Here is a 12,979-nt window from a genome sequence, read left to right as displayed (position 1 = left end):
TATTCCAACATCCAACCGCCGGAACCGCCAGCCCGGCCACCTTCCCGGTCATTGCACTGGCAGAGGGTGGCAGGGCCCTCCTGGTAATCGGCAGTCATCGGTGAAGCCCAGCTACGACGTGGCTGGGCTTCTCGTCATCCACCCGGCCTTCCGGCGACTACCCTCGGCTGCCTGCCTTTTCGTCCTTGTCACGAGCCTCGTACTGGCCGAACTCAAGGAAGCGGACACGGTCCTCAGCAGTGCCCTTGAGCGCAGCCTTACCGGCTTCCTTCACCGCGGGGCCACCATAGGAAATGGCCCGCGCGACCAGAACTTGGTTGTCAATGTCCCGCTGCTGGAACTGAGTGTCCTCAAGGAAGCGGACGCGATCCTCCGGCTTCCCCTTCAGCGCGGCCTTGGCAGCCTCCTTCACTCCAGGACCGCTGATAGAGATGTACCCCGAGACCAGAACCTGGTTGTCGATGTCCCGCTGCTGGAACTGACCGACCTCGAGGAAGCGGACGCGGTCCGCAGGGGTTCCGTTCAGCGCCGTCTGCCCGGCCTCCTTCACCCCCGGGCCGCCGGTGGAGACGATGCGCGCGATCTGAACTCCGTTATCCTTGTCCCGGGCCGCATACTGACCGCGCTCCAGGAATTCACGCATTGCTGCGGCATCACCGTCGAGCGCCCTCTTGGCGTCATCGCCCAACACGGAACCCGCCCGCGCGACGCTGATGATGCTCTGGATCTCGGCCCGGTCCTTCTCGGCCCGCTGGTCCTTGCCCGTGGGCTCTTCACCCCACTGCCCGGTGGACTTCTGTGCCACGGCCGACCGGGTGGGCGAAGACGAGCCGGCGTCGGTCGCAAAGGACGGGCCAGCGAAGAGAACAGCCGGAACGACGGCGGTCGCAGCGGCCATCGCGGCGATTCGGGTTGACCTCATGACAGGAACCACTCTCTTTCCCCCATCTAACTTTCTGTATATCCGTCAACTCTATGAGTTACCAGTAACTTTAGTCCACTGCTTAGAAGGACCCTTGGGAGCACACGGCGCGAGCGGACCGAGCCCGACGCGGGTTCCTCGACTCTGGGCCTATAGCCCGGAGCACCTGGAGTTGCTGTGCCGACTCGTCCAGTCGTCCTTGCGGGAGCAGGGCGCCGAGGCCGCCGCCGACCGCCTGATAGTCCACCCCTATATCGAAAGTCACATTTGACGTCTAACGCACCACAATACGCATTCATGTGGTTTGGTGTGGATACGTCACAGCTGATCACCTTTCCTTCGCCATCGTGGTTCTCCCCGGGTCGTGTGACAGCACGGCCCCTCGATGACTGAAGGGTGATCCGATGCGAAATCTTGCGCGTGCAGCGCTGGTGGTGCTCTGTGCCGCCGGTGCCGCCTTGCCCATCGTGCCGGTGGCGCAGGCCGCTTCTTCCTCGGCCCCCGCCGACTGCCGGTACTTCTTCACCAGCGGGCGGCCCGGCCCGAACGGGGAGACCAGAGGCAGTGGCGTCTACGACGAGGGCGATCGTGACGGCGACGGGCGTGTCTGCCGCAACGGCTGGTGGGTGCGTCCCCACGAGGTGCACCACCACCACGACGACGACCACGGGGATGACGGCCACCGCTGGGACGGTCACCGGGACGACCGCCGCTGGGACGACGGCCGTCGTGATGACAGCCACCACCGGGGCGACCAGCACCGCGACGACGACCGGCGTGACGACCACCGCCACGACCACGACGACCGCCACGACCACGACCACTCCCACGGGCGCCGCCCGTAGCCGCTCGTGGGCCGGGACGGGCCGTCCCCCGGTGTCCGTGGCACCGGGGGACTGGACCTTCTCCGGCGCGGCCCTACTTCAGCGCCCCCGCCGTGAGTCCCGCCTGAACCTGCCGCTGGAAGACGATGTACGCCGCCAGCACCGGCAGCATCGCGATGACCAGGCCCGCGAAGAGGCCCGACCAGTCGCCCTTGTAGCCCTGGCTGACGGCCAGCGCCACCAGGCCCTGCGGAAGCAGTTTCTTGTCCTCGTCGCCCACGTTCAGGACCGCCGGCAGCAGGTACTGGTTCCACTGGCCCAGGAAGTTGAAGATCCCGACGCTGATCAGGCCCGGCTTGGCCATCGGGAGCATCACCTGGAAGAAGGTCCTCGTGTGCGAAGCGCCGTCGATCATGGCCGCCTCCGCGACCGACGAGGGAAGCGTTCTGAAGAAGCCGCTGAGGAAGAAGATCGTGAAGGGCAGCGAGTAGGCGATGTACACCAGGATCAGGCCGTGGTAGGTGTCCAGCAGCTGCATGTTCTTCAGGACGAAGAACAACGGCACCAGAGCGAGGATCACCGGGAAGCTCATCCCGCCCACGAACAGGTAATAGACGAAGCGGTTCCCCGGGAATTCGAAGCGGGCCAGGACGTATGCCGCCATGGAGCCCAGCAGCATGGTGCCGAACAGGGAACCCGCTACCACCACCACCGAGTTCATGAAGTACTCGCTCATGTGCGCCTGCGACCACGCCCTCGACCAGTTGTCGAAGTGCAGGCTCGTGGGCAGCGCCCAGGGCGACGTGAAGATGGCCTTGTCGTCCTTCAGCGCGCTCATCACCGCCCATAGGAGCGGCAGCGTCACCATCAGGGCCCACAGGATCAGCACGCCGTGCGAGAAGACGTTCAGCACCCTTCCCTCGGTGCCGATACGTCCCTCCGGCGAATCGACGTTCCGGTTCGGAGCGCCGGCCCTCTCCGGCTGTTCGTCCACCGGTACCGCCTCGGTCGTCTCTGCGCCGCTCATCAGAACTCCAGCCGTTCGCGCCGGCCCAGCTTCATCACGATGCCGGCGAAGATCATGGTGACGATGAGGAGGGCGACGCCCAGCGTGGTCGCATATCCCGCCTGCCCGTCGCGGAACGCCTTCGTATAGAGGAAGTACGCGAGCACCTCGGTCGAATAGTCCGGGCCACCCGGGCCGACCGTCATGATCTGGACGACCGCGAAGCCGTCGAGCGCCATGATGCCCATGTAGACCCAGCCGGTCTGGACGGTGTCCCAGAGGAGCGGGAGCGTGATCCGGAAGAACGTCTGGATGCGGTTCGCGCCGTCCAGCAGCGCGGCCTCGTAGAAGTCCTTGGGGATGGAGCTCATGCCGGCCGAGAAGAGCACCACGTAGAAGCCGACGTTGCTCCACACCATCACCGCCATCACGCACCACAGCGCGAGATCCGGGTCCCCCAGCCAGTCCGGACGGACGGAATCCAGACCTACGGCGTCCAGGAACGAGTTCAGCGCGCCGCTGTTCGGGTTGTACGCGAACTGGAACAACAGGGCCACGATCGCGATCGACAGCACCTGCGGGAAGAAGTAGACGACCTTGTAGAAACCGGAGCCGCGGACGCCCGCCACCGCCGCGTTCTTCCTCCGCCGCCCGCCCACGTTCAGCATGAACGCGAAGAAGAGCCCCAGCCCCAGCGTCACCAGCGGCAGGACCAGCAACAGCAGGACGTTATGGCCGACGGACTTCCAGAACACGTCGTCGGCGAACATCTTCCGGTAGTTCTTGAACCCGACCATCTTGAAGTCGGGACTCAGTCCGGTCCAGTCCGTGAAGGAGTAGTAGATGGCCTGGAGGAACGGCGAGATCACGAACACCGCGTAGATCGCCAGGGGTACGGCCAGGAACCCCACGATGAACCGGTACTTACCGTGCTGCATTGCTTTCGACCCCGATCTCCCGCAGACGCGGAGCGGCGGGCGGGCGGGCCGGCTGGCTGGCTGGCACGGGCACGTGGCCACACCCGCCGCCGGTGACCCGACCTGACCCGACCTGACCCGACCCGACCTGAACCCGCCCCGACCCGACCTGATCCGACCTGCCTCAGTACGTGTTCCGTACGAGCTACTTGTGCCGGTACTTCTTGATCGAGTCGTCCGCGCGGGCCTCGTCCGCGAACTTCTGGATTTTGGTGACCGTCTCGTCCGGGGTCATCCGGCCCGCCATCATCTCGCCCAGCGCCGCCACGCCGATCTTCTCCTTCTGCAGCGCGGTGTACCAGTCCCCGATCCGCGGGTTGATCACGTTCTGGCCCGCCTTCGCGAGGGCTTCCTGCGAGGAGCTCAGGCCCGGCGGCAGCGACAGCCCCTCCGTGCCGCCGTTCAGCGACGTCAGGGACGAGACCTGCTTGATGAAGTTCTGCGAGGACTTCTTGCCCAGCATGATGCGGAGCAGTTCCATGCCGCCCTGCGGGTTCTTGGCGTTCTTCGGGACGATGAAGGGCTCGCCGCCCGACGCCCAGATCGTGCCGAAGGGCATCTTGTCGCGCTTCGCGTCCAGGCTCGAGGGCGCCCCGACCGCCATCTTGAAATCGGCGGGCGTGGTCTTCTTCGACTCGTTCTCCACCCACGATCCGTTCGGGATGAACAACGCCTTGCCCTGGTTCCAGGCCGTCTGCGCCTCGATATGGGTGAGGCCGGGGGTGCCCTGGAGGATGTAGCCCTTCTTGTAGAGCTCGTAATAGGCCTCGAAGGCGGCCTTGACGGCCGGGTCCTTCCAGGCGTTCGGCTCCAGGTTGTCGATCCGGTCGATGACCTCCTTACCGCCGATCTTCGCGATGAACGGGTAGAGGCTGAACGGCAGGTAGTACGGGTGCTTACCGGGGTACGTCCAGCCGGCGATGCCCTTCTTCTTCGCCTTCTCGCAGACGGCGAGCATCTCGTCCCACGTCTCGGGGTACTGCGCGTCCAGCTTCTCCAGATTGGTCTTCGAATACCAGACGCCGTAGACGGTGTAGGCGTAGAAGAGGACCCACGTCTCCTGCCCGTCGAACTGACCCATTTCCACGACGCCCGGCCGCAGCGTGTCCCGCACCTTCTTCGACGGGTCGTCGATCGACGGCGCGTCCAGCAGGGCGTTCAGATCGGTCAGCTGCTTCTTCCCCACCAGGGTGCCCATGTCCATCTGCTTGGCACCGGAGTTGTCGATCAGGTCGGGCGGAGTGCCGCCGTTGAAGCGGGGCTGGAGCTGGGTCTGGATCTCCTGCGTGGCGCCGTGCTGGACCTTGGCCTTCGGGAAAGCCGCCTTGTACTCGGCCTCGGCGTCCTTGGCGTACTGCTGGCCGAAGCCGCCGTCGAAGATGACGACGTCGAGCGGGGCGGACTCATTGACCGCGAGCGGGTTCTTATCGGTCTTCGTCCCCTTGTCGACCTTGTTGTCACTGTCGCCGTCCCCGCTGGCGCAGGCGCTCAGCACGCCCATCGACGGCACCGCGATCAGGCCCAGTGCAGCCGCTCTCTTGATCAGGTCGCGCCGGCCGAATTCCCCTGTGGATCCCGTGCTCGATCCCATGCTCAAGTCCTCGCCTTCTCCAGGACTCAGGCGGTGCACCGGTACTTCCCCTTGTTCACAAGAGTTGACGAAGGGCCCGACACCGCGGGTCAGTTGAAGCTGGGTGTGCTGGACGTGCTGGACGTGCTGGGTGTGCTGGGTACTCTGGTGTGCTGGACGTACTGGGTGTTCTGGTGTTCTGGTGTGCTGGACGTCTGCATGCGCTTGCGTGTTGGGTACGTGCGCCGGGAGCGGTGACGTGCCCGCGGCGTTCTCCCCCCGCCGCTCTCCCCCGGGGCCGCCGCGGCGGCCCTCAGGACCTCCCCGGTCGCCGACAGGTATAGTCCACTTCTCACCAACTGGGCAAGATCGGAAGCAGCTTTGGGCTTCAGTCTTTCCCTAGTTGAGACCTCCTACGGTACGAGGTCCCGCCCGCCCGGCGGCCGCCGACGACCGCCGGCGACCCCGGCACTCCCGGCACCCCCCGACGACCGCGACACCAACCCCGGGACCCTTGACACCACCCGCCTCCCAAGTCCTACTTATCTACGCCTTATCTACGCGCGGCTCACTTGACAACGTTGTCGGCTTCGTTGGGAGACTTGAGATGCGGCAGGGAAGACAGCGGCACAGGCCCCGACACCGATGGCCTGGTCTCACCCGTTCGCTCACGCTCCTCCTCGCGTTCCTCCTGGCTTCCGGTCTCATGACGGCCATTCAGCTGCCCCAGCCCCTTGCCGCCCATGCCGCCGCCCCCGCCTCCTTCACCTCCTCCTTCGAGCCGGGCCAGCCGCGCCCCGACTGGCGCAACACCGTCGAGACCGCTCCCGGCGGGCACAAGCGCTCCTCCGGCGTCGACGGCAACGACGAGCGCGGCATCCCCGGCAACGTCACCGACTCCGTCACCGCCGTCCGGGCGAGCAACGAGAACGCCGGCTCGGCCGAGGTCAAGGAGAACGTCGTCGACGGCGAGAGCACGACCAAATGGCTCACCTTCGAGACGTCCGGGGCCTGGCTGGAGTTCGACCTCGCCGAGCCGGTCACCGCCGTGCGCTACGCGCTGACGTCCGCCAACGACGCGCCCGGCCGCGACCCGCGGGACTGGACCCTCCAGGGCTCGCAGGACGGCAAGGCCTGGGTCCCCCTCGACTCCCGCAAGGGCGAGACCTTCGAAAAGCGCTTCCAGACCCGTGAGTTCTCCTTCCTCAACTCCACCCCCTTCCGGCACTACCGGCTCGACATAGCCCGTAACAGCGGCGCGGACATCACCCAGCTGGCCGAGGTGCAGCTGGCGCCGCTCTACACCGGTCCGCCGCCCCCGTCCGACATGCGCAGCTACGTCGACAGCGGCCCCCCGGGCTCCCCCACCGCCAAGGCCCGCGCCGGCTTCACGGGCACCCACGCCCTGCGCTACGGCGGCGTCCACCAGAGCAGGGACCGCGCGTACTCGTACAACAAGGTCTTCTCGGTCGGGAGCGGCGGTCTCCGCGTGACCCCGCGGACGGTCCTCTCGTACAAGGTCTTCCCGTCCATGCCGGAGGTCGACCAGCGCTATCCGGCCACGCACGTGGCCCTGGACCTCGCCTTCACCGACGGCACCTATCTGAGTGACCTCGGCGCGGTGGACCAGCACGGTGCGCCGCTGACTCCGCGGGGCCAGGCCGATTCCCGGACGCTCTACGCCAATCAGTGGAACAACAGGGAGTCGCGCATCGGCGCCGTCGCCGCGGGGAAGAGCGTGGCGCGGGTGCTCGTCGCGTACGACTCCCCGGCCGGTCCGGCGAAGTTCCGCGGCTGGGTGGACGACGTCTCCCTCGCCCCCGCGCCCGCCGAGAGGCCCCCGGCGCACCTGGCCGACTACGCCGTGACGACGCGCGGCACCCACTCCAGCGCGAGCTTCTCGCGCGGCAACACCTTCCCCGCGACCGCCGTCCCGCACGGCTTCAACTTCTGGACCCCGGTGACCAATGCGGGCGCCATGGACTGGCTCTACCAGTACGCCGCCGCCAACAACGCCGACAACCTCCCCACCATCCAGGCGTTCAGCGCGAGCCACCAGCCGAGCCCCTGGATGGGCGACCGGCAGACGTTCCAGGTGATGCCGATGGTGCTGCCCTCGAGCACCGCCGGATCCGGCTCCGGCTCCCGTCCCCCGAGCACCGCCGGCCCCGGCTCCGGCTCCCGTCCCCCGGACACCGCCGACTCCGGGGCCGGAGTCGGATCCGACTCCGGCTCCGGCCCCCCTGACATCGGGCGCACCGCCCGGGCCCTCCCCTTCCACCACGCCAACGAGACCGCGCGCCCCCACTACTACGGCGTGACCTTCGACAACGGTCTCAAGGCCGAGATCGCGCCCACCGACCACGCCGCGGTCATGCGCTTCACCTATCCGGGGGACGCCACCGGCACCGCCGCCCTCGTCCTCGACAACGTCCGCAACCAGGGCGGCCTCACCCTCGCCCCTGAGAGCCGCTCCTTCACCGCCTGGTCGGACGTGCGCAGCGGGCTGTCCGTCGGCGCGAGCCGGCTCTTCGTCTACGGCGTGCTCGACGCGCCCGTGACGGCGAGCGGCAAGCCGGGCCCGGGCGGTGAGGAGGGCACGACCGGCTACCTGCGGCTGACCCCCGGCCGGGACCGCACGGTGACGCTGCGCATCGCGACCTCCCTCATCGGCACCGAGCAGGCGAAGGCCAACCTGGAGCAGGAGATCCCGGAGGGCGCGGGCCGCGCCGCCTTCGGCCGCGTCCACGACCGCGCCCGCGCCGCGTGGGACGCCGTCCTGGGCCGGGTCGAGGTCGAGGGCGCGACCCGGGACCAGCTCACCACGCTCTACTCGAACCTCTACCGGCTCTACCTCTATCCCAACTCCGGCTTCGAGAACACCGGCACCCGGACCCGCCCCCGCCACCGCTACGCGAGCCCCTTCTCGCGCCCGGAAGGTGAGAGCACACCCACACGGACGGGCGCGCGGGTCGTCGACGGCGAGGTGTACGTCAACAACGGCTTCTGGGACACCTACCGCACCACCTGGCCCGCTTACTCCCTCCTGACCCCCAAGCAGGCCGGCCGGCTCGTCGACGGCTTCGTCCAGCAGTACAAGGACGGCGGCTGGATCTCGCGCTGGTCCTCCCCCGGCTACGCCGACCTGATGACGGGCACGAGCTCCGACGTGGCCTTCGCCGACGCCTACGCCAAGGGCGTCCCCTTCGACGCGGAGGCCGCCTACGAGGCCGCGCTCAAGAACGCGACGGTGGTGCCGAACCAGCCCGGCGTCGGCCGCAAGGGCATGGAGACCTCGCCCTTCCTCGGCTACACGAGCACGACCACCCGCGAGGGCATGTCCTGGGCCCTGGAGGGCTACCTCAACGACTACGGGCTCGCGACGATGGGCAAGGCGCTCTACGAGCGGACCCGCAAGCCGCGCTACCGGGACGAGGCCGCGTACTTCGCCAACCGCGCACGCAATTACGTCCAGCTCTTCGACCCCGCCGTCGGCTTCTTCCAGGGCCGCAACGCCGACGGCTCGCGGCGGCTGCCGCCAGGGCGGTACGACCCGCGCGTCTGGGGCCACGACTACACCGAGACCAACGGCTGGAACTTCGCCTTCCACGCCCCGCAGGACACCCGCGGGCTGGCCGGGCTGTACGGCGGACGGGCGGGCCTGGCCGACAAGCTCGACCAGTTCTTCGGCGCGCCGGAGACGGGGGCGCCGGAGTTCGCCGGTTCGTACGGCGGCGTCATCCACGAGATGACGGAGGCGCGGGACGTCCGGATGGGCATGTACGGCCACAGCAACCAGGTCTCGCACCACATCGCGTACCTCTACGACGCCGCAGGGCAGCCCTGGAAGACGCAGGAGAAGGTGCGCGAGGTGCTGTCCCGGCTCTACCTCGGCAGCGAGATCGGCCAGGGCTACCCGGGCGACGACGACAACGGCGAGATGTCGGCCTGGTACCTGTTCAGCGCGCTCGGCTTCTACCCGCTGGTGATGGGCGCCGGCGAGTACGCGGTCGGGTCGCCGCTGTTCACCAAGGCGACGGTCCACCTGGAGAACGGCCGCGACCTGGTGGTGAAGGCCCCGCGGAACAGCACCCGCAACGTCTACGTGCAGGGGCTGCGCGTCAACGGCAAGGCCTGGCGGTCCACCGCGCTCCCGCACTCCGTCCTCGCGAAGGGGGCGACGCTGGAGTTCACCATGGGCCCGCGGCCGTCGTCCTGGGGCAGCGGCAGGAACGACGGGCCGGGCTCGCTGAGCAAGGACTTCGAGGCGCCCGTCCCGGACGGTGACGTGACCCTGCCCGGTGTCTCTCCCCTCACCGACGACACCTCGCTCACGGAGGCCCCCTTCACGACGGCCCTGCTGCAAGTGCCGTCCGGCGCGCGCGTGGCCTCCTACACGCTGACCTCGGCCGACCGGGCCGAGGCGCCCGGGGGCTGGGTCCTGGAGGGTTCGCCGGACGGCGAGCAGTGGCAGGAGGTGGACCGGCGCTCGGGCGAGGCCTTCTCCTGGGACCGGCAGACCCGCGTGTTCTCGGTGGCACGGCCCGGTTCGTACCGCCACTACCGGCTGCGGCCGGCGGGTGAGAGCACTCTGGCGGAGATCGAACTATTGGGGTCGAGATCCACATAATTGGCCATTGACTTGTAAAGAGAGTGTGAAACGATCACGTGGATCCAGTGGCGTGCCCCTGTCAGGGGCGCGCCGCTCTTCGCTGAGACCCTCTTGGAGAACCCACGTGGCTCACCTTCCCGGCCGCCCGCGCACCCGCGCGGTGCAGCGCATCGCCACCGCCGCGATAGCCGCCGCCCTGGTCGGCACCACCGCCGGCACCGCCCTGGCCGACGGCCCCAGGACGTCGCCCGCCGGCACCGCGGCGGAGCGCGCGGCGAAGCTGCCCGCCGACACGTCGTTCAAGCACCGGTCCGAGGCCCTGCGCGGCGAGGCGAAGTCCGGCGACTACCCGAAGTCCGGCCCCCTCGCCCCCAAGGCCCCGTCGGCCGGCCACACCCCGGGCCTCGCGGCCCCGCGCAAGGGCGTCAAGGCCGACGGCCCCGCCGCCGAGGCCCCCTTCCTGCCGCTGAGCGCCGTCAACGGCGACGACCTGTACTTCTACTGGCCCGACGGCAAGGGCGGCATCACGCCCAAGGAGTACGTCACCAACGGCTGGAACGCGATCAACGCCGCGGCCCGTGTCGACCACGACCGGGACGGCATCGCCGACGGTCTGTACGTCCGCGACAACGACCAGAACATCATCTTCGCCCCCGCGGGTAAGAGCCCGAGCATCGTGGCGGACGACTGGGGCCAGTACGACCAGTTCATGTCCCCCGGCAACCTGGGCGGCGGCAAGGAGTCGGACATCCTCGTCCGCGACCGCGAGGGCGTCCTGTGGCTCTACCTCGCCTACCCGGACGGCACGCTGACCGGCCGCAAGAAGGTCGGCCCGGGCTGGGGCCAGTTCACCGAGATCGCCGGCCGCGGCGACCTGACCGGTGACGGCAAGGCCGACATCGTCGCCCGCGACAAGGACGGCGTGCTGTGGCTCTACAAGGGCACCGGCGACTACACCAAGCCGTTCGAGTACAAGCAGCGCATCGGCGGCGGCTGGAACCAGTTCAACAAGCTGGTCGGCACCGGCGACGTCGACCTGGACGGCAAGGCCGACCTGATCGCGCGCGACAAGGACGGCGCGCTGTGGCTGTACCGCGGCACGGGCCGTACGGACCAGCCGTACGACTACAAGGTCAAGATCGGCAACTCGGGCTGGAACCAGTTCCGCATGATGTACTGACGCGACGCGACGCGAAGGGCCGCGCCCCGGTGGGGGTGCGGTCCTTCGCGACTTTCGGCGCGGCTGTCAGCAGCCAGCCGCGGCCGCAAGTCGCGCCGAGGGCGGCGAACAGGCTCCTGCCAGGCCTTCTCCATGTGGCGAGGGCGCCCGCCGCCATGACGGAGCTGATCCCCAATTACTTGAATTCCCCCAGTAGTTCGACTTTTCGCGATTCCAGGCGACCAAGCAGAAATGACCGGTGGCGGGGGCTACGGTGGGCAGGTGACCCAGCCAAGGAATACCGACCCGTACAGCGATCCACGGGCGTTCTACGGGTCCGAGCTCCGGCGCCTGCGGGAGGCTGCTGGCCTGACGCAGGATCAGCTCGGACGTCGCGTCTTCTGCTCCGCCGCGTACATCGGACAGTTCGAGACGGCTATCCGTCGACCTCAGTTGGAGCTCTCGCAGCTGCTCGATGACGTGCTGGGCAGCGGTGAGCATCTCCAGCGGCTTTGCCACCTGGCTCGTAATTCGAAGGTCGCGGAGTACTTCGCGGATGCGGCGGAGTTTGAACAGCAAGCAAGAATGATCAGCGAGTACGCGCCGGTGCTCATCCCCGGCGTACTGCAGTCAGAGGCGTACGCGAGGAGCTTGATCCGAGAAGCGCAGCGGTTCGCGCCCCAGCAGGTAGTCGATACCTACGTCGCCAATCGGATGGCCCGCGCACAACTACTGGACGGACCAACCGCCCCCGTCTTTTGGGCAATTCTTCACGAGACCGCACTGCGGGTGCCCATCGGTGGTCCCGAAGCCATCAGCGAGCAGCTCGCCCATCTCGCCACGACGGCTCGCTCCCGGCACAATGTCGTGCTCCAAGTGTTGCCATTCGCAGCCGGAGCACACCCATTCCTGAACACCATGGTGTCCCTGATGCACTTCAGTGACGCGCCGCCTGTCATCTACACCGAAGGTGCCTATAGCGGCCAACTCATCGACGATCCACCTCTGGTCGCGAAGTTTCAATCGGCATACGATCTGGCCAGGGCCGCCGCACTGTCGCCGCAGGCGTCCCTGTCCCTGATCGAGTCGGCGGCGAAGGACTGGGCGACGCATGAGCACCGCATCTGACTTAAGTACGGCGGAATGGCGTAAGTCGTCCTACAGCAACGGTGACAACGGCAGCTGTGTCGAAGTGGCCGTCACCATCCCGGGCGGCATCCCCGTCCGGGACAGCAAAACCCCCGGCGGCCCCGTGCTCCTCTTCCCTCCCACTGCCTGGATGGCCTTCATCCGCGCAGTGAGTCCTCCCTGCTGTACAGCGCCTCGCCCATAGGCGAGTCCTCCCCGGCGACGTGCGCCCGGACCGAGGCGAGGTAGGCGTCGCGGCCGACGCGACCGGCGCCGGCTCCGTCCAGCGCGGAGAAGGCCGCTTCGATGTTGCTGACCGGGTTGCCCAGCGCTGTGCGCAGCGTCGTGAACTCCTGCAAGCTCAGGGCGCCGTCCTTGTCGGTGTCGGCGAGGTCGAAGAGGGCGCCGAGCACGGGCTCGCAGACGGTGTCGAACGCCTCGGCGCCGGCCCATGCCGCGTACTCGTCGAAGGTCACCCCTCCGTCGCCGTTCGCGTCCATCGCCGCCCACGCCCGCGCGCCGACTTCCCGGGCGGCGATGACCAGGGGATCGTCGTTCGTCCGACCCGTCGCCCGTGTCACCCGCTCGACCCGCGCAGAGTATTCGGCCTTCGAGATGACGCCGTCCCCGTCCGTGTCCAGCATGGCGAAGACGAGTCGTTTGGCGGCGGTCGCGTTCATTGAGGCACCTTCCATCGATTTCGGCCGACAAGTCCCTACCCGGATCATTGGAGTTGAAGACTCCCGGGGCGGCTCGTGCTGTGGAGACGTCGTGCACGGGG

11 protein-coding genes are annotated in these 12,979 nt (G+C 68.0%); 6 read left to right on the top strand and 5 right to left on the bottom strand.

The window, feature by feature from the left end:
- Window positions 1-157: 157 nt before the first annotated feature.
- Window positions 158-898, bottom strand: coding sequence for an ALF repeat-containing protein (locus FGW37_RS24940; RefSeq protein WP_179083086.1), 741 nt, complete (start codon window positions 896-898; stop codon window positions 158-160).
- 428 nt (window positions 899-1,326) lie between these two features.
- On the opposite strand from FGW37_RS24940, the gene FGW37_RS24935 reads away from it, so the two are divergent.
- Window positions 1,327-1,767, top strand: a complete 441-nt coding sequence (locus FGW37_RS24935) for a hypothetical protein (protein WP_179083085.1) — start codon at window positions 1,327-1,329, stop codon at window positions 1,765-1,767.
- Between the two features lie 73 nt (window positions 1,768-1,840).
- Here FGW37_RS24935 and FGW37_RS24930 read toward each other — a convergent pair whose 3' ends face one another.
- The 3 genes from FGW37_RS24930 to ngcE form a co-directional block, all read right to left on the bottom strand.
- Window positions 1,841-2,773, bottom strand: a complete 933-nt coding sequence (locus tag FGW37_RS24930; protein WP_179083084.1) for a carbohydrate ABC transporter permease — start codon at window positions 2,771-2,773, stop codon at window positions 1,841-1,843.
- Entirely contained in the window at window positions 2,773-3,690 is a 918-nt protein-coding gene (locus FGW37_RS24925; RefSeq protein WP_058042309.1) for a carbohydrate ABC transporter permease, read from the bottom strand. Before FGW37_RS24925 ends, FGW37_RS24930 begins: the two co-directional genes overlap by 1 nt.
- A gap of 184 nt (window positions 3,691-3,874) precedes the next feature.
- The gene (gene ngcE, locus FGW37_RS24920; protein WP_179083083.1) at window positions 3,875-5,320 is read right to left on the bottom strand and encodes an N-acetylglucosamine/diacetylchitobiose ABC transporter substrate-binding protein; all 1,446 of its coding nucleotides are present in this window, start codon (window positions 5,318-5,320) and stop codon (window positions 3,875-3,877) included.
- 51 nt (window positions 5,321-5,371) lie between these two features.
- Between ngcE and FGW37_RS24915 the strand changes: the two genes are divergently transcribed.
- From FGW37_RS24915 to FGW37_RS24895, 5 genes are all read left to right on the top strand, one after another.
- Window positions 5,372-5,557: a hypothetical protein gene (locus tag FGW37_RS24915; protein ID WP_179083082.1), complete on the top strand. Its 186-nt coding sequence runs from the start codon at window positions 5,372-5,374 to the stop codon at window positions 5,555-5,557.
- A 349-nt stretch (window positions 5,558-5,906) separates the two neighbouring features.
- The gene (locus FGW37_RS24910) at window positions 5,907-9,929 is read left to right on the top strand and encodes a GH92 family glycosyl hydrolase (protein WP_179083081.1); all 4,023 of its coding nucleotides are present in this window, start codon (window positions 5,907-5,909) and stop codon (window positions 9,927-9,929) included.
- Between the two features lie 106 nt (window positions 9,930-10,035).
- A complete protein-coding gene (locus tag FGW37_RS24905) occupies window positions 10,036-11,091 on the top strand; it encodes an FG-GAP repeat domain-containing protein (protein WP_179083080.1) in 1,056 nt (351 codons plus the stop codon).
- Between the two features lie 261 nt (window positions 11,092-11,352).
- On the top strand, window positions 11,353-12,198 hold the full coding sequence (locus FGW37_RS24900) for a helix-turn-helix domain-containing protein (RefSeq protein WP_246430535.1): 846 nt from the start codon (window positions 11,353-11,355) through the stop codon (window positions 12,196-12,198).
- Window positions 12,182-12,403, top strand: a complete 222-nt coding sequence (locus FGW37_RS24895; protein WP_179083078.1) for a DUF397 domain-containing protein — start codon at window positions 12,182-12,184, stop codon at window positions 12,401-12,403. The genes FGW37_RS24900 and FGW37_RS24895 overlap by 17 nt, the downstream gene beginning before the upstream one ends.
- Here FGW37_RS24895 and FGW37_RS24890 read toward each other — a convergent pair.
- Complete coding sequence (locus FGW37_RS24890) at window positions 12,357-12,878, bottom strand: EF-hand domain-containing protein (RefSeq protein WP_179083077.1); 522 nt, start codon at window positions 12,876-12,878, stop codon at window positions 12,357-12,359. The genes FGW37_RS24895 and FGW37_RS24890 overlap by 47 nt on opposite strands.
- Window positions 12,879-12,979: the final 101 nt, after the last annotated feature.

Source organism: Streptomyces rectiverticillatus (assembly GCF_013394065.1).
GTDB lineage: Bacteria > Actinomycetota > Actinomycetes > Streptomycetales > Streptomycetaceae > Streptomyces > Streptomyces rectiverticillatus.
The sequence above is the reverse complement of the archived record's forward strand: the minus strand, read 5'-3'. Positions and strand labels throughout refer to the sequence as shown.

Bases quoted from the DNA above. Each gene is read 5' to 3' on its own strand.
- FGW37_RS24925 (WP_058042309.1), bottom strand. From the start codon at position 3,690: ATGCAGCACGGTAAGTACCGGTTCATCGTGGGGTTCCTGGCCGTACCC.
- FGW37_RS24890 (WP_179083077.1), bottom strand. From the start codon at position 12,878: ATGAACGCGACCGCCGCCAAACGACTCGTCTTCGCCATGCTGGACACG.
- FGW37_RS24930 (WP_179083084.1), bottom strand. From the start codon at position 2,773: ATGAGCGGCGCAGAGACGACCGAGGCGGTACCGGTGGACGAACAGCCG.
- ngcE (WP_179083083.1), bottom strand. From the start codon at position 5,320: ATGGGATCGAGCACGGGATCCACAGGGGAATTCGGCCGGCGCGACCTG.
- FGW37_RS24940 (WP_179083086.1), bottom strand. From the start codon at position 898: ATGGCCGCTGCGACCGCCGTCGTTCCGGCTGTTCTCTTCGCTGGCCCG.
- FGW37_RS24895 (WP_179083078.1), top strand. From the start codon at position 12,182: ATGAGCACCGCATCTGACTTAAGTACGGCGGAATGGCGTAAGTCGTCC.
- FGW37_RS24935 (WP_179083085.1), top strand. From the start codon at position 1,327: ATGCGAAATCTTGCGCGTGCAGCGCTGGTGGTGCTCTGTGCCGCCGGT.
- FGW37_RS24910 (WP_179083081.1), top strand. From the start codon at position 5,907: ATGCGGCAGGGAAGACAGCGGCACAGGCCCCGACACCGATGGCCTGGT.